This window comes from Kitasatospora papulosa (genome assembly GCF_000717245.1).
In the GTDB taxonomy this organism is placed as follows: Bacteria; Actinomycetota; Actinomycetes; order Streptomycetales; family Streptomycetaceae; genus Streptomyces; species Streptomyces papulosus.
This window is the reverse complement of record NZ_JNYQ01000016.1, coordinates 1-15,555: the sequence shown is the minus strand read 5'-3', so window position 1 is coordinate 15,555 and position 15,555 is coordinate 1. Positions and strand designations below refer to the sequence as shown.

Annotated in this window: 15 protein-coding genes; 6 read left to right on the top strand and 9 right to left on the bottom strand. The window is 72.4% G+C overall.

Features of this window, described 5'->3' with window-relative positions; all coding sequences use genetic code 11:
• Positions 1 to 2: 2 nt before the first annotated feature.
• The 8 genes from IA22_RS0129335 to IA22_RS0129300 form a co-directional block, all read right to left on the bottom strand.
• Positions 3 to 1,349: a 6-phospho-beta-glucosidase gene (locus IA22_RS0129335; RefSeq protein WP_015579618.1), complete on the bottom strand. Its 1,347-nt coding sequence runs from the start codon at positions 1,347 to 1,349 to the stop codon at positions 3 to 5.
• 82 nt (positions 1,350 to 1,431) lie between these two features.
• Positions 1,432 to 2,946 (bottom strand): cytochrome P450, encoded by a 1,515-nt coding sequence (locus tag IA22_RS0129330; protein WP_015579617.1) that lies wholly within the window; start codon positions 2,944 to 2,946, stop codon positions 1,432 to 1,434.
• Between the two features lie 79 nt (positions 2,947 to 3,025).
• Complete coding sequence (locus tag IA22_RS0129325; RefSeq protein ID WP_014152868.1) at positions 3,026 to 3,640, bottom strand: GTP-binding protein; 615 nt, start codon at positions 3,638 to 3,640, stop codon at positions 3,026 to 3,028.
• Complete coding sequence (locus tag IA22_RS0129320) at positions 3,621 to 3,989, bottom strand: DUF742 domain-containing protein (protein ID WP_014152869.1); 369 nt, start codon at positions 3,987 to 3,989, stop codon at positions 3,621 to 3,623. The genes IA22_RS0129325 and IA22_RS0129320 overlap by 20 nt, the downstream gene beginning before the upstream one ends.
• Positions 3,986 to 4,393, bottom strand: a complete 408-nt coding sequence (locus tag IA22_RS0129315) for a roadblock/LC7 domain-containing protein (protein ID WP_014152870.1) — start codon at positions 4,391 to 4,393, stop codon at positions 3,986 to 3,988. Before IA22_RS0129315 ends, IA22_RS0129320 begins: the two co-directional genes overlap by 4 nt.
• Complete coding sequence (locus IA22_RS0129310) at positions 4,390 to 6,021, bottom strand: sensor histidine kinase (RefSeq protein WP_015579616.1); 1,632 nt, start codon at positions 6,019 to 6,021, stop codon at positions 4,390 to 4,392. Before IA22_RS0129310 ends, IA22_RS0129315 begins: the two co-directional genes overlap by 4 nt.
• 593 nt (positions 6,022 to 6,614) lie before the next feature.
• Positions 6,615 to 7,118, bottom strand: coding sequence for a MarR family winged helix-turn-helix transcriptional regulator (locus IA22_RS0129305; protein WP_030125340.1), 504 nt, complete (start codon positions 7,116 to 7,118; stop codon positions 6,615 to 6,617).
• Positions 7,115 to 8,818 (bottom strand): FUSC family protein, encoded by a 1,704-nt coding sequence (locus tag IA22_RS0129300; RefSeq protein WP_030125339.1) that lies wholly within the window; start codon positions 8,816 to 8,818, stop codon positions 7,115 to 7,117. The genes IA22_RS0129305 and IA22_RS0129300 overlap by 4 nt, the downstream gene beginning before the upstream one ends.
• Positions 8,819 to 8,961: 143 nt before the next feature.
• On the opposite strand from IA22_RS0129300, the gene IA22_RS0129295 reads away from it, so the two are divergent.
• Positions 8,962 to 9,714: a VOC family protein gene (locus tag IA22_RS0129295; protein WP_015579613.1), complete on the top strand. Its 753-nt coding sequence runs from the start codon at positions 8,962 to 8,964 to the stop codon at positions 9,712 to 9,714.
• A gap of 98 nt (positions 9,715 to 9,812) precedes the next feature.
• On the opposite strand, the gene IA22_RS0129290 is transcribed toward IA22_RS0129295, so the two are convergent.
• Positions 9,813 to 10,688, bottom strand: coding sequence for an LURP-one-related family protein (locus IA22_RS0129290; RefSeq protein WP_030125338.1), 876 nt, complete (start codon positions 10,686 to 10,688; stop codon positions 9,813 to 9,815).
• A gap of 62 nt (positions 10,689 to 10,750) precedes the next feature.
• On the opposite strand from IA22_RS0129290, the gene IA22_RS0129285 reads away from it, so the two are divergent.
• The 5 genes from IA22_RS0129285 (at position 10,751) to IA22_RS0129265 (ending at position 15,399) form a co-directional block, all read left to right on the top strand.
• Complete coding sequence (locus IA22_RS0129285; protein WP_038273129.1) at positions 10,751 to 11,182, top strand: hypothetical protein; 432 nt, start codon at positions 10,751 to 10,753, stop codon at positions 11,180 to 11,182.
• A gap of 115 nt (positions 11,183 to 11,297) precedes the next feature.
• Complete coding sequence (locus tag IA22_RS0129280; protein WP_014152877.1) at positions 11,298 to 11,948, top strand: DUF3105 domain-containing protein; 651 nt, start codon at positions 11,298 to 11,300, stop codon at positions 11,946 to 11,948.
• On the top strand, positions 11,945 to 12,592 hold the full coding sequence (locus tag IA22_RS0129275; RefSeq protein ID WP_030125336.1) for a DUF305 domain-containing protein: 648 nt from the start codon (positions 11,945 to 11,947) through the stop codon (positions 12,590 to 12,592). Before IA22_RS0129280 ends, IA22_RS0129275 begins: the two co-directional genes overlap by 4 nt.
• Positions 12,593 to 12,776: 184 nt before the next feature.
• Positions 12,777 to 14,075, top strand: a complete 1,299-nt coding sequence (locus IA22_RS0129270; protein WP_030125335.1) for a phytase — start codon at positions 12,777 to 12,779, stop codon at positions 14,073 to 14,075.
• 67 nt (positions 14,076 to 14,142) lie between these two features.
• On the top strand, positions 14,143 to 15,399 hold the full coding sequence (locus tag IA22_RS0129265; protein ID WP_030125334.1) for an ROK family protein: 1,257 nt from the start codon (positions 14,143 to 14,145) through the stop codon (positions 15,397 to 15,399).
• The last annotated feature ends 156 nt before the right edge of the window (positions 15,400 to 15,555 follow it).

Sequence of the window (15,555 nt, the reverse complement as noted above, 5' to 3'; positions counted from 1 at the left end):
GTTCAGGGGCGGTCGAGGTACCCGAGCCCGGGGTGCGCCCGGGTGTATCCCTCGACGAGTCTGCGGGCCACGGAGACGGAGTCCACCAGTGGGTGCAGGGCGAAGGCCCGCACGGCCGCCGACCGCGAGCCGCTTTCCGCCGCCTCCAGCACCGCACGCTCCACCGCCTTCACCGCGGTGACCAGCCCGACCGCGTGGTACGGCAGCGGGTCGACGGCGACGGGACGGGCGCCGTTGGCGTCGACGAGACACGGCACCTCGATGACGGCGTCCTCGTCGAGCACCGGGAGGGCGCCCCGGTTGCGGACGTCGAGGATCAGCGAGGTGCGTTCGTCGCGGGCGACGGCCCGCATCAGAGCCAGGGCGACCTGCTCGTACCCGCCGGACTCCAGGTCGCTCTCCTCACGCTCACCGGCCCCCGCCACGTCCCGGTTCTCCGACATGTACGTGGCCTCACGTTCGGCACGCGTACGGTCCCAGGTGGCCAGAGGCGGTGCGGCCGGGTCCTTCATCCGGGCGTAGAAGCCCTCCTGCTGCTCGCGGAGGAAGGCGCCGCGGGTCTGTTCGGCGTCCTGGTAGGCGCGGACCGCCTCGCGGTTGAAGTAGTAGTAGTGCAGGTATTCGTTGGGGACGGCGCCCAGGGAGCGCAGCCAGTCCGCGCCGAACAGCCTGCCCTCCTCGAAGGAGCCGAGCAGGGCGGGATCGGCGAGCAGACGGGGGAGTTCGTCGCGTCCGTCGACGTGGAGCCCGCGCACCCAGCCCAGGTGGTTGAGTCCGACGTAGTCGATCCAGGCCCGGTCGGGGTCCACGCCCAGGACGCGGGCGATACGTCGGCCGAGTCCCACCGGTGAGTCGCAGATGCCGATGACCCGGTCGCCGAGGTGCCGGGCCATCGCCTCGGTGACCAGGCCCGCCGGGTTGGTGAAGTTGATGACCCACGCGTCGGGGGCGAGCCGGGCGATGCGCCGTGCGAGGTCGGTCGCGACGGGAACGGTACGCAGCCCGTAGGCGATGCCGCCCGCCCCGACCGTCTCCTGGCCCAGTACGCCTTCGTCGAGGGCGACGCGCTCGTCGGCCGCCCTCCCTTCGAGGCCGCCGACCCTGATCGCGGAGAACACGAAGTCCGCGCCCCGCAGGGCCTCGTCGAGGTCAGCGGTCGCGACGACGGCGGGCGCGTCGTCGATGCCGGCGGCCTGTTCGGCCAGGACCCGTGCGACGGCCGTGAGCCGGTCGGCGTCGGTGTCGTACAGGGTCACCCTCGTCACGCGGCCTTCGGCGTGGTCGCCGAGGAGTGCCCCGTACACCAGAGGGACCCGGAATCCGCCGCCACCAAGAATTGTCAGCTTCACGCTGCTCGATGGTACGGGGCGGGGAGCCGGGTGCCCCGGACCTGGGGGCACGGGCACCCGGCGCCGCGGACCGCCGCGCGGGTCAGTGGCCGTTCCACCACCGCACGACGGCGTGCCAGATCCTCGTCGGTCCGCTGCGCTGCGCCGGGACGACGGCGCCCTCTCCGGACGCGGCGTCCGCGGGGGCGGTGGGCGCCGCGGGCGACACGCGGCCGACGGGCGCGGCGCCGCGGACGGCGGGTGAGGCGACCACCCAGTCGCCGGGTGTCCGCGGACGGGCCACGGCAGGCAGCGGTTCCTCGTCGATCTCCTGTTGCGGTGCCGGGGCGAACGTCGCCGGGAGGTCCACGAGATGCCGCGACATGAAGTTCCCGGCGCGGCTCAGCTTGTCCTCGTCGACGGCGAGTTCCAGGTCGGGCAGGCGCATCAGGAGGGCGTCGACGCCGACGTCGGCGATGGCGCGTCCGATGTCCTGGCCCGGGCACTCGTGGGGGCCGCTGCTGAACGCCATGTGGGCACGGTTGCCCTCCATGCTGAGGGTCAGGTCCGGCCGTACGGCGGGATCCGTGTTGGCCGGCGCGATGCCGACGATCAGCGCGTCGCCGGCCTTGATCTGCTGCCCGCCGAGCTCGGTGTCGCCCACCGCCCAGCGGCCGAGGACCGCGGTGAAGGGCGGCTCGTCCCACAGGGTCTGCTCGACCGCCTCGGGCACGGTCATGTGCCCTCCGCTGAGCCTGGCGCGGAACCTGGGGTCGGTGAGCACCATGCGGAGCACGTTGGCGATCAGGTTGGCGGTCGTCTCGTAGGCGACGATCAGGACCACCCGCAGGTGCTCGCTGATCTCCTTGTCCGTGAGCTCCGCGGGGTGTTCGACCAGCCAGGTGGCGAAGTCCTCGGCGGGTACGGCCCTGCGGCGCTGGACCAGCCGGTCCAGGGCGCCGATCACGTAGGCGTTGCTGGCGACGGCGGTCTCCGAACCACGCGTCATGTCACGGGCGGCCTGGACCAGTCGGTCGTCGTACTCCTCCGGCATGCCGATGATCGCGCACATCACCATCATCGGGAGCCGCTCGGCGAACTGGGTGACCAGTTCGGCCCTGCCCTCCGCGCAGAAGTCGTTGACGAGCCGGTTGGAGTACCGGTTGATGTGGCGGCGCACGCCCCGGGTGTCGATGCGCGCCATGCTGTCGGTGACCGCGCCGCGCAGCCGTTCGTGTTCGGCGCCCTCGGCGAAGGAGCAGACGGGCTGCCAGGTGAAGAGCGGGGCGAGCGGGTGGTCGGGGGCCACGCTGCCGTCCTGCAGGCCACGCCAGCGTCGCGAGTCACGGGAGAACTGCGAGGGGGTGCGGGTCATGTGGAGGTTCTCGCTGTGTCCGAGCACCAGCCAGGCGGGGACGTCCTCGTGGAGCAGGACGGGCGCCACCGTGCCGTGTTCGGCGCGCAGCTTCTCGTACAGGCCGGCGGGGTCGGCCTCGGCCTCGGGACCGTAGAGCCTGCGCAGCCCGCCCGGCCCGATTCCCATGGTGTGCGCGGGACATTGCGGGGGCGGAACCGGGCCTGCGGACGATCCGGGTTCGTACTGGAAGGGGGTGGTCACAGTGGCTCCAGGAATAGGACGTTCCGGAACAGGGCTGTTGGGGACAGGGCCCGTTCGACTACAGAGGTGGGTGCCGTCGTCAGGTGAGCGGCACGGCGAGGCTGTGCAGATAGCGCATCAGGGTCATCAGTACGTCGCGGCTGGAGGCGCGCAGCCGCGCGTCGCAGTCGATCATCGGCACCTCGTCCGGCAGGTCCAGGGCGCTGCGCAGGGCCTCGACGGGGTGTTTCGGGGCGCCGGGGAAGGTGTTGACGGCGACGACGAACGGAACGCCGCGCTCCTCCAGCCGGCCGATGACGTCGAAGCTGACCTGGAGCCGCCGGGTGTCGATGAGGACGACGGCTCCGAGCGCTCCTTCGAAGAGCCCGTTCCAGAGGAACCAGAAGCGTTCCTGGCCGGGGGTGCCGAACAGGTAGAGGATCAGTTCGTCGCTGAGACTGATCCGGCCGAAGTCCATGGCGACCGTGGTCGCCGTCTTGGTCTCCACTCCCACGTTGTCGTCCACGCCGACGCCGGCCTGGGTCATGGTCTCTTCGGTCGTCAGGGGCCGGATCTCGCTGACCGAGCCGACCATGGTCGTCTTGCCGACCCCGAACCCGCCGACGACGACGACCTTGACCGCGGCCGTGGCCGTGTCGGGAAGGACGTCCTCGCTGCGGGGGCCCGTGATCGTGTCAGAGCTTCTGAAGTCCATGCATCACCGCTTCGAGGAGGGACCGGTCCGGGAGCGCGGCGCGCACGATGGGCGCGCGCGACTCGATCAGTTCGGTCGCCAGGAGTTCTGTCAGGAGCGAAGTGACCACGCTGAAGGGGAGACTCAGGTAGGCCGAGATCTCGGCGACGGACAGCGGCGCCTTGCAGAGCCGCAGGATCGCGGCCTGTTCGGGCTGGACCGTCGGCGACGGCTCGGCCTGCGCCACCACCATCGTGACGAGGTCGAGCGCCGCCCTCTCGCCGTCGGGGGCACCGGTGATCACGTACAGCCGTTCGGGGTCGCTCACCGCCGGGTCGGCCTTCCGGCGTTCTCGTCGGGGAGGACTCATCCGGCCTGCCCGTCGTGGCGCGGGGGACTCGTCAGATGGGCGCCGATACGGACGACCATGTCGCGCATGCGGGCACCCACCAGTCCGGCGTCGACCGTCTCGCCGGCCAGGACGGCGAGGTAGGCGCCGGCACCCGCGGCCATCAGGTAGAAGAACCCTCCGGTGACCTCGATGACGACGAGCTTCATCAGGCCGTCGCTGTAGGGGATCTCGGTGGCGACGGCTGCGGCCAGGCTCTGCAGCCCGGCGCAGGCGGCGGCGAGACGGTCGGCGACGTCGGGGTCGCCGCCGTGCCGGGCGATGCGGAGGCCGTCGGCGGAGAGCACCACGATCTGGTGGATGCTCGGTACGTCGTCGGCCAGTTCCTTGAGCATCCAGTCCATGTTTCCCCGCTGCTGGATCACTTCTCGTCTCCCTTGTCCCACGCGTCGTCAGAGTCCGTGTCGTTCCCGGGGTCCTTGGGCACACCGTTGACGGCCTGGGTGAAGGCCTCCAGCCAGAGGCCGGGCGGCGCGGTCGCGCCGCCGCCGTGTCCGTTGTGCCCGTTGCGCGCGGCGGGTTCGGCGGCCGGCGCGGACTGCTGCGGGAGGTTGTGCGATCCGAGGGGTGCGCGCCCTCGGCTGCGGCGCTGCGGGAGCCCGCCCTCGGTCCACTCGGTCACGACGATCTCGTCGTCGCCCATGGCCGCCGAGGCGGCGGGCGCGGGCCGTGCGGCGGAGGCCGCCGGGGCCGGTGCGGGGACGGGGGTCGCGAGCGAGGGAACGGGGCCGGTCGCGGCGGGGCGCGCCTTGTGCTTGCCGCGCGGGGGGACGACGTGCTGCATCTGCGACATGTCGAGCGAGCTCTGGGGCCGCGAGGTGGCGCCGATGCCGTGCGCGATGCCGGGAGCGGGGCCGGTGGTGATCATGTCGCGCGGCACGATGAGTACGGCGCGGACCCCTCCGTACGCGGACTGCCGCAGGGAGACCTGGAGTTGGTACATGCGGGCGAGCCGGCCGACCACGGCCATGCCGAGGCGCGGGGACTCCCCCAGGTCGTTCATGTTGATGCCGGCCTGTGCCTGGGCGAGCATGTTCTCGGCCCGCACCCGGGCCTCCTCGCTGAGGCTGACGCCGCCGTCCTCGATCTCGATGGCGATGCCCGTCTGCACCTCGACCGCGGTGACGTGCACCCGGGTCTGCGGCGGCGAGTAACGCGTCGCGTTGTCGAGGAGTTCGGCGCAGGCGTGGATGAGCGGCTCGACCGCGGTGCCGACGATGGCGACCTTGGCGATGGAGTGCAGGTCGACGCGCTGGTACTCGAGGATGCGGGACATGGCGCCGCGCAGCACGCTGAACAGCGGTACGGCCTTGGGCCACTGGCGGCTGGGGCGCGCGCCGCCGAGTACGGCGATGGAGTCGGCGAGGCGGCCGATCAGCGCGGTGCCGTGGTCGATGCGGAGGAGGTCGTCGAAGACGTCGGGGTTGCGCCCGTGGTGGTCCTCCATCTCCCGGAGTTCACTGGCCTGCCGGTGGACGATGGCCTGGACCCGGCGGGCGACACTGACGAAGGCCCGCTGCGCGGAGTCACGCATGGCCTCCTCGTTGTCGATGATGTCGAGGACCTGGAGGACGAGTGCCCGCTGCGCCTTGGGGAGGTTGCGGTAGGACGCGTCGGCGTCGACGATGTCGCGCATCACCTCCTGCGGGGAGTTGCTGGCGCGCAGCCGGCGGATGGCCGCGGGCAGGAGTTCCTTGCTGAGCCGTTCGGTCTCCTGGTCGTAGGTGGCGATCCTGTGTTCCAGGGCCGCGATGCGCCGTTCGTACTCGGCCCGCTGGACGCGCATCGCCCGGCGTCGGCGGTTCAGTACGACGGCGAGCGTGGCGACCACGGCGGTGGCGACCGCGCCGCACACGACGACTGCCGCCCGTGCGGCGCCGGTGACCGGCACCGCGCCGGCCGCGGTGGCGCCCGCCATCAGCACGACGGGCAGGAGCGCGGCACGGACTACGGGGATGTCTCTTTTGGTCGGCGGTGATTCAACACGGACCATCTAAACCCTCTGGCGGTTGATTTCGGGAGGTATACGCATGTGCACGGATAGTTGTGCACAAGCGCTCGAATTCATATCAACTCGACTTCACTGCGCGTGAGCCTAACCAGATCAGAACAGTGCCTCGGCATATTCGCCCAACCCCCTGCGCGAGGGCGTCCGCGGTAATACACTCGCCAGTTTTTGCACTCAGCGGTGCCGAGCGTGCGCAGGGAGTGACGTGCGCGCGGAATCGGGAGAAAGTAGACCCCGGTGTCCCACTGTGCGGGACACCGGGCCCCGACGAGCGTCGACCCGGGAAGCCCAATCACCAGTGGATTAACGAAAATTCAGGCACACAAGAGCGAACAACGCCGATGTGAGCGAATACCGAGGAACCGCAGAGCGGGACAAGCGCACATGCGATCGAATCGGATCGAAAGGAGCAGATCCCTGATCGACGAACGAATGTACGGACAGGAGGGCGCAGGCGGCGGTACCGGATCGGAGGTCGGCGGCGGACGGGCCGGGCCGGATTCAAGGTCCTCACTCTCCGTGAGGCTCACCCCCGCCGCCCGGGACGCCCGTGCACTCCTCCCGGGGCCCGCCGGATGTCAGCGACGGCCGCCGAGCCGGCCTTCCAGGTGCACGAGCAGTGCACCGAGCTGTCCGCCGAGACCGCTGCGCGTCTCCTCGTCGAGCCCCGAGAGCACCGACCGCTCGTAGGCGAGCTGTTCGGGCAGCAGCCGGTCGACCAGGTCGCGCCCCGCGTCCGTGAGCCCGACGTGGACGACCCGGCGGTCCCTGGCGTCGCCGCGCCGGTCGATCAGGCCGGACTCCTGCAGGGCGCGCAGACGCTTCGTGACGGCGGCCCCCGACGAGAAGGTCTCGCGGGCCAGTTCGCCGGGGGTGAGCTCCCGGTCGGTGCGCCGCATCGCTCCCAGCAGGTCGAATTCGGCACGGTTCAGCCCGGCGGACCGCAGTGGCGCGTCCTCGGCCTGCTGGAGCAGGGCCGCGCAGCGGTTGATCCGGCCGATGAGCTCCATCGGGCCGGTGTCCAGCCCCGGGTTGACGGCCTGCCACTGCCGTACCACCGAGGCCACGATGTCGTCGGTCACACCGCTCCGTTCGCCGGGGGCAGGGTGATCAGCCCCTGCCGTTGTGCTGTCGCCGCGAGCGTACGGTGTCCTGCCTGCTCGGCGGCGAGCAGTTCCTCCTCGGGAAGTGCGCGCTGCCACCATTCGCCGGAGGCGACGTCGCCGGCGTCGCGCAGTTCGACGAGCGCGGCGGTCAGCCTCCTGCGGGCCTTCTCCAGCGCCGGAGGATCGGCTGCCGGGTCGGCGACCGCGCGCTCGGCGCGGTCCCGGGCGTCCCCGGCCGCGGCGAGGGCCCGCTCCACGCGTCCGGACGCCCTGCGGTTGGTGACGGCGACGGCGGCGAGAAAGCCGACCGCGACGCCCACGAGGGTGTCCAGGGCCCGGTCCGTGATCAGCCGGCCCGCCGGCTGGAACCCTCCGAACTCCAGGATCAGCAGGGCCATCGGGGTGACGGCGACGGAGCCGAGCCAGTAGTTGCGGGTGATCAGCGCCTCGGCGGCGAAGCTGAAGAACAGGACGCACAGGACGAGGGCGAGCGGGCCGGTCCGGGCGAGGGGGATCACGGCCGCGAAGACCAGGACGCCGAGGAGGTTGCCGACGGTCCGCTGCAGCCCGCGGCTCCAGGAGAGAGCGAGGTTGGGCTGGTAGACGGAGGCCGCGGTGACGATCGCCCAGTACGGGTGACCGACGCCGAGCGCCGAGGACACGTAGCCGGCCAGGGCGCAGCCGACGAGCGTGCGGACGGCGACCGGCAGCACCGGTGAGCCGGGGCCGAGGGCGCGCAGCAGCCGGCGCCTGGCCTCGCGCCGGCCTCTCCGCATCCGCTGCCCGGCCCGTTCGGCGTCGATCCCGAAGAGCTGCTCGAGGGTGCCCGGTGCGGGCGGAGGGCTGGGGACCGGACCTCGGGCACGGGTCTTCGCCGCCCATCGGCGCAGCTCGTCGGGGTCGGTTCCCGGGACGTGGCCGTCGGCCGCGGGGGTGGCGAGGGCACGCTCGGCGTGGACGACGAGGCGTTCGAGTTCCTGGCGTACGGGGGTGGGGCGGCCCGAGGCCAGCAGTGACTGCCACGCGCCCTGTACGGCAGCGGCGGCGGCGTGCCGGCTCCGGGCGTCGGGCGCCGTCGCGTACGCCGCGGCGGCGTCGAGCGCGCGGGCGGTGGCGAGACGCTCGGGGCCCTCCCGGCGCCACAGCGCGGGGCCCGCGGTGACCAGCCAGGAGAAGGCGCCCGCGGCCAGCATCAGCGCCATGTGTCCCGGGACCTGGCCGAGCTCCTGCGGCGCGAAGAGCGCGGCCGAGGTGACGAAGGCGAAGATCACGTTGCCCGGCGGGCCGATGCGGGTCGCGTCGCAGAAGGTCTTCTGCACGGCGGCGAGCAGCGCCCCGACGGCGATCAGCACGGCGGTGGAGTCCGTGAGCGAGGCGGTGACCAGGGCTGCCGCGAGCCCGGCTGCCATCCCCAGGATCACACGGAGGACGGTGTGGGCCCTGCGGGCGTACGGCAGGTTGTGCCCGTAGAGCGCGCACAGCGAACCCGCCATGGTGTACATGACCAGGTCGAGCCGGCCGAGGGAGTACAGCAGCAGATTCGGGACGGCGGACGCCACGACCACACTCAGCGCGGGCTTGTACCAGATCTCCGCGGGGCTGTTGAGCCGCAGGACACCGGTGACCGGCAGTTTGTGGACGGATGGCTTCCGGGATCGCACAGCTGTATCACTCACTCATTTACTTTAACAGGTGTTATACCCGTAAAACATTTTCGCCGGAGGGCTCCGGCCCGGGTAGCAGCCGGCCATCGGCGGACCTAGCGTGCTGCACAACAGCGTAGGAACACCACGGATCGCCCGCCTCGGGAGGAAAGCGCATGAAGCTCACGGAGCCGGTACCCGGCGGGCCCTGCTGGGTCGAACTGAGCACTTCGGACGTGGGTGCGGCGCAGGCGTTCTACGCGGCGCTCTTCGGCTGGCGGTCCGAGACCGACCCGCGGCCCGAGGCGGGCGGCTACACCACGGCGCGGCTGGGCGAGGACGCCGTCGCGGCCTTCAGCCCCCTCTACCGCCCGGAGCAGGAGCCGGCCTGGACGGTCTCCTTCGCCACGGAGGACGCGGACGCGTCCGCCGACGCCGTCCGGTCGGCGGGCGGCACGGTGCTCATGGGCCCCGTGGACGTCTTCGACCAGGGCAGGTTCACCGTGGTGGCCGACCCGGCGGGTGCGGTGTTCTCCCTGTGGCAGGCGCGCGCGTTCCCGGGCGCGGGCCGCTTCAACGATCCGGGGACCCTGGGCTGGACCGAGCTCCGGACCCCCGACCCGCAGGGCGCTCTCGCCTTCTATCCGGCGGTGTTCGGCTGGACCGTCAGCGATTCGGCGCACTTCACCCACTGGGGTGTGGACGGAGCCGACTTCGGCGGGATGAAGCAACAGGGCGACGAGGAACGGGCGCGGACCCCCGCACACTGGCTGCCCTACTTCACCGTCTCCGACACCGAGCGGACCGCGGCCGGGGCCCTGTCCGCGGGCGGCCAGCCGCTGGCACCCCCTGCGCACATCCCCGGCGGCCCCTGGGTCGCGACGCTCCGCGACCCGCAGGGGGCGAGGTTCGGCATCCACACGCCCTGATCCGGGCCCTGGTGCGCACGCCTCGGCAGCGGCCGGGCGCGCACGGGCCGTGATCCGGCCGGAGCGTCGTCGCCCCGTATCCGGTGGGACCCGGATGATCAGCCGAGGCCGCGTGCGTCCTGCTTGAGCGCGGTGTCCACGGTCAGCGCCGTCGCCACCACGAGGCTCAGCAGCGGTTCGGGGAGGCGGTGGTGGATCTGGAGCACGTAGTTGTCCGCCGTGGTGAACATGGTCTTCGCGAGACCCTCCCAGGTCTTGGTGATCCTGGCGATCTCGACGCCGTCGTGGTCGACGATGGCGAAGTTCCAGGCGCGCCAGTTCTCGGCCTTGATCGCTCCGACCTGCCGTCCGTCGGCCGTCATGGCGAAGTTGATCTTGCCGATGGCGTTCTGCTGGACGATCTCCCCGACGGGCCGTCCGTCCGGACGCTGCACCACAACCCGGGACTTGATGAACTTCGCCGGGCGGGTGAGGAGCAGTTGCGGCTGCCCGTGGGCGTCACGGATCTCCAGGCGGTGCGTGAGGTACTGGTCGATGCTGGAGACGAACCTGAGAACCTTGCGCAGGGCGCTCTGACCGACCTGGACGACCGACCCGACGGTGTTGCCCTGCTGGTCGAAGACGCTGTACTCGTTCGTGAGCTCGATCAGCTTGGCCTTCTGGTTCACCACCAGCACCTGCTGGTCGAACAGCGTGCCGGAGCCGGGCGCTCCCTGCGGAGGAACGGCCTGCCCGGGGGCCGCCTGCTGCGGGGCGAACGGCTGCTGCGGCATCGCGGCGTAGGGACCGCCGGCCTGCGGCTGGGCCTGTCCGGCGTAGGGGCCGGTGGCCTGCGGCTGGGCCTGGGCCGGTGCCTGACCCTGGGCCGGATGCGTGTGTTCCGTCCACCGGGAACCGTCCCAGTAGCGCAGCAGCTGCGGTGCTCCGTAGGGGTCCGGATGCCAGCCCGCAGGTATGTTCGATTGCGTTGTCACCGGGGCACACTATCCTGCCGAACTGCGGGCCGGACTCATTGAACATTCACACACCATCTACGATGGCGGCGATGACCAGAGTGCGCACACGGACGGACCGGCGACGGAGCGGCAGCGGCCTGCTCACCGCGCCGGTCTGGGCACTCATGCTCCTGGCGGTCTTCCTCTGCTGTTCCCCCGCCGCGACGGCCGCACCCCGCGCGGAGGCCCCCTCGGCCTCCGCCGTCCGGGCCTTCACCCCGGTGCAGGCGCCCGCCGTGTCCGTCGTGGTGGCCGACGCACCGGACGAACGCGGCATCGGAAGCTCCTGCCACGGACCGGTCGACCACACGACGGCCGTCGTCCTGCCCGGCCATCCCGCTCCTCTCGCGCCGCCCTGCCCCTCGGCGTCCTCCCGGACGGCTCCGCTCACCGGGGCCGACGCCATCCGGGGCCCGTCGAACGACAGCGTGGGCTCCGTCGACCAACTGCGTCTCCAGGTCCAGCGGACGTAGGCGTCCCGGATCCCCCTTCCACGCCGCCGAGGCGCGGGAGGCGGGTCTCCGTGTGCCCTTCCCCCCGCGTGGCGCGTCGTCCGCGCACGCGGCCCGCCGAACCCGAGGACCTGACATGGCATCCGCCAAGAACCAGAACAGCCCTGCCGCCGCGCGCCGCGCCAAGCTCGAGGAGGCCCGCCGCAAGGAGCGGGCCCGCGAGCGGCGCAGCCGGATCATCACCATCACCGCCGCCGTGGCCGTGCTCGCCGGCCTCGTCGCCGGGGGCGGTTACCTGATGTCGGCCGCCGACGAGAAGGACAAGGCCGAGGACCAGGCCAGGACCTCCCCCGTCACCGGGGAGAAGTCCTGGGACGACCTGACCCAGGACCACGTCGAGACGCCCGTCGACTACCCGATGAACCCGCCTGTCGGCGGCAACCACGATCCGGTCTGGATGAACTGCGACGCGGACGTCTACACCGAGGCGATACCGAACGAGAACGCCGTCCACTCGCTGGAGCACGGCGCCGTCTGGGTCACGTACAACGACAAGGCGCCGGACGCCGACGTCAAGGCGCTCGCCGAGCGCGTCGGGAAGACGCCCTACTCCCTGATGAGCCCGGTGGCCGACCAGAAGGACCCGCTGATGCTCAGCGCCTGGGGCAAGCAGCTCACGGTGAAGAGCGCCACCGACGCCCGCGTCGCCCAGTTCTTTACCAAGTACGTCCAGGGCGCGCAGACCCCGGAGCCCGGTGCCGCCTGCTCCGGCGGGGTCGCCAAGTGAGCCCGGCCGTCCGTACCTCCCGTTCGCTGGTGTGGGCGGGGGTCATGGTGTTCGTCGTGGCCGTGGGGCTGGTGCTGCTGATGGTCGTACGCCCCTCGGCCGCCTCCCCCGCCGGCTCGGGGGCGGCCGGCGCCGTCCCTGCGGAGGGGTCGGCCGACGTGGGGTTCGCCCGCGACATGTCGGTCCACCACCAGCAGGCGGTGGAGATGGCGTTCCTGGTCCGGGACCGCACCGACGACGAGGACGTGCGCAGGCTGGCGTACGACATCATCAACACCCAGGCCAACCAGCGCGGGATGATGCTGGGCTGGCTGGAGTCGTGGGACCGGCCCAAGAGTTCGGACCGGCCGCCGATGGAGTGGATGGGGCACCCCGTCACCCCGTCCGACGGCTCGCTCATGCCGGGCATGGCGACGGACACCGAGCTGGACCGGCTGCGCGCGGCCGACGGGAAGGACGCCGAGGTGCTGTTCCTCCGGCTGATGACCGTCCACCACCGCGCGGGGGCCGACATGGCGCGCGCGGCGGCCGGCGCGGCGGGCACGGACGAGATCAGGAGCCTGGCGGCCGGGATGGCCCGGGCCCAGGAGTCGGAGAGCTCGTTGATGGCGGACATGCTGAAGGCCCGGGGCGCGCAGCCCTGAGGCGACCGGTGACCGGGCGGGTCCGGCGACGCGTGTCGCCGGACCCGCCGTGTCCGCGGCACCGCGAATTCACCCGGCGCCCATGTCCTCCTCATGAACGCGACACCGGGGCAGCGCTCCGCCACCCGACACTTCCTGACGAGTCATGGACATGTCCCTCTCACGACAGGAAGCATCCGTGCGCATGCACCGCTCCCCCCGGCTGGTGGCGACCGCCGTCCTCGGCACCGCGCTCGTCGCTCTCGCCCCCCTCTCCCCCGCCCACGCGACGTCGCTCCCGTCCGTCGGCGCGACGGCGGAGACGGCCGCGCTGTACGACGACGAGGCAGGCGGCAACGCGAACGCCGACGACCCCGCGATCTGGCGCAACGACGCGGATCCCGGCCGCAGCCTGGTCGTCGCCACCGCCAAGGAGGGCGGGCTCCGGGTGTACGGACTCGACGCCTCCCTCGTCCAGACGATTCCGGCACCGGCGCCCGTCACGGAGGACCACGCCCCGGGCCGGTTCAACAACGTCGACCTCGTGTCCGGGCTCCGCACCCCGGCCGGCCGCGCCGACTTCGCCGTGGTGAGCGACCGGGGCAACGACCGCCTCCGCGTGTACCGCGTCGACCCCTCGCAGCCCGGTGGCCCGCTGAAGGACGTCACGGATCCCGCCGCCGCCCCGGTGTTCTCGTCGGACCAGGCCGAGATCGACGAGCAGCGCACCGCGTACGGCCTCGCCACCTGGCAGGACCGTTCCACCGGGCGGGCGTACGCGCTCGTCAGCCGGCGCAACACCACGGACCTCGCGCTGCTGGAGCTGCGGCCCACGGCGGCGGGCACGGTCGGCTACCGCCTGGTGCGCACCCTCTCCCTCCCCTCCTCCTTCCGGCTCCCGGACGGCCGCTCGTGGACGCCGTGCGGCGAGCCGGGTGAGCTGCCCCAGGTCGAGGGGATGGTCGTCGACCCGGCGAACGGCATGCTCTACGCGGGCCAGGAGGACGTCGGCATCTGGCGCCTGCCCGCCGGTCTGCGAGGGCGCCCGGTCCTGGTGGACAAGGTGCGCGAGTACGGCGTCCCCGGGACGTACGACCCGGAGACCGAGGAGTGCGTCCCGGGCGCCGACCCGGGCTTCGGCGGCAAGCGCCTCGCGGCCGATGTGGAGGGTCTCACCCTCGTCCGCGAGTCCGGCGGTGACGGCTACCTGCTGGCGTCGGGCCAGGGTGACGACACGTTCGCGCTGTACGACCGCGAGGTGTCCGAGGACAACGAGTACGAGGGCGGCTTCCGGGTGGGCGCCGTCTCGGCCGACCTGGACGGCAGCGAGGAGTGCGACGGTGCCGCCGTGCTCGACGAGCCCCTGGGCGCCCGGTACCCGCACGGGCTCCTCGTGGTCCAGGACGGACACGAGACCTCCGCGTCGGGCGCCGAGGAGGGCCGGGAGGCGACCGGCTTCAAGTTCGTCGACCTCCGCGCGGTGAAGGACGCGGCGGGCCTGTAGCGCGGGTCCCGTACCCCCCGGCGCGAGCCCTCCGCCACCCGGGGCATCGCATAGGCTCGTCGACGATATGAAGAGCTACCTCACGCCCCTGGGGTCCAAGGCCGACAAGGACACCGTGCGGCGCCACAACCTGAGCCTCGTGCTGCGCGCCGTACGGGACGAGGGCGAGGCCGGTGAGGCGACCCGTGCCGGGGTGTCGGCGCGGGTCGGACTCACCCGCGCCGCGGTGTCCTCCCTGGTCGAGCAGTTGCTGGACAGCGGCTTCGTCACGGAGTCGGGCAAGACCTTCAGCGGCCAGGCGGGGCGCCCGGGTACGGCCCTGAAAGTGGCGCGCACCGGGCCCGCCGGGCTCGGCGTGGAGATCAACATCGACTACGTGTCGGTGTGCGTCGTGGATCTGGCGGGCACCGGCCGGGTACGGCAGACCGAGCACCTGGACAACCGGGGAGCCCCGCCCGGGGAGGTGCTGGCCCGGGCGGCGGGGATCGCCGCGCGCACCCTGGACTCGGCGAGGGAGCAGGATCTGTGTCCGGTCGGCACGGCGCTCGCACTGCCGGGACTCGTCTCGGGCGGCTCGGTCCGCCAGGCGCCGAACCTGGGCTGGAACCAGGTCGCGGCCGAGGACCTCTTCGGTGAGGCGCTCGCCGGTCTGCGCCCCGGCACGGCCGCGCTGCCCGTGCGTTCGGAGAACGAGGCGAATCTCGCGGCGCTGGCCGAACTGTGGTTCGGCGGGCTCGGCACGGTGCGCAGCTTCCTCTATCTGACGGGCGAGATCGGTGTCGGCGGCGCCCTGGTGCTCGACGGCGAACTGCTGCGCGGCGCGCACGGTTTCGCCGGGGAGATCGGGCACGTGGTGGTGGACCCGGCCGGCCCGGAGTGCCGGTGCGGTTCGCGCGGCTGCCTGGAGCAGTACGCCGGCCAGTCGGCCCTGCTGCGCGCGGCCGGCATCGGTGAGGGGGCGGGCGGTGCCGCGGGGGTGATGGAACTGGAACGGCGGGCCCAGGCCGGCGAGCCGGTGGCCTTGGCCGCCGTCGCCGACGCGGGACGGATGCTGGGACAGGTGCTGTCGGGCGCGGTCAATCTGTTCGACCCGGACGCGGTCGTCCTCGGCGGGATATACCGCGGCCTGATGCCGTGGCTCGCGCCACCGGCGGACGAGGAACTGACGGGCCGTGTGGTGTCCGGACTCTGGTCCCGGGGAGGCGGCAGGCTGCGCGCGTCCTCCGTCGCGGGCGACGCGGCCCGGGGCGCGGCGGCGCTGGTGGTGCAGGACGTGCTGGCGGACCCGGTGGCGTACTCCCGGTCCGTCCCGGCGGGCCTCTGACGGCGTCCGCCGCCGGTCCGGGGGCCCGCCGGTGCGGGCCGGCCCCCGGCCGGTGGACGTGGTGGGGTCAGCGGACGCCGAGGAGGTGTTCCATGGCGAGCTGGTCGAGGGCTTCGAAGGCCATGGAGCGTTCCGCGGCGGCGGTGGCGTCGAAGT

What these genes read in the sequence shown, in the direction of transcription:
- IA22_RS0129325 (WP_014152868.1), bottom strand. Translation starts at nt 3,640, where the DNA reads ATGGACTTCAGAAGCTCTGACACGATCACGGGCCCCCGCAGCGAGGAC.
- IA22_RS0129320 (WP_014152869.1), bottom strand. Translation starts at nt 3,989, where the DNA reads ATGAGTCCTCCCCGACGAGAACGCCGGAAGGCCGACCCGGCGGTGAGC.
- IA22_RS0129310 (WP_015579616.1), bottom strand. Translation starts at nt 6,021, where the DNA reads ATGGTCCGTGTTGAATCACCGCCGACCAAAAGAGACATCCCCGTAGTC.
- IA22_RS0129295 (WP_015579613.1), top strand. Translation starts at nt 8,962, where the DNA reads ATGAAGCTCACGGAGCCGGTACCCGGCGGGCCCTGCTGGGTCGAACTG.
- IA22_RS0129285 (WP_038273129.1), top strand. Translation starts at nt 10,751, where the DNA reads ATGGCGGCGATGACCAGAGTGCGCACACGGACGGACCGGCGACGGAGC.
- IA22_RS0129280 (WP_014152877.1), top strand. Translation starts at nt 11,298, where the DNA reads ATGGCATCCGCCAAGAACCAGAACAGCCCTGCCGCCGCGCGCCGCGCC.
- IA22_RS0129270 (WP_030125335.1), top strand. Translation starts at nt 12,777, where the DNA reads ATGCACCGCTCCCCCCGGCTGGTGGCGACCGCCGTCCTCGGCACCGCG.
- IA22_RS0129265 (WP_030125334.1), top strand. Translation starts at nt 14,143, where the DNA reads ATGAAGAGCTACCTCACGCCCCTGGGGTCCAAGGCCGACAAGGACACC.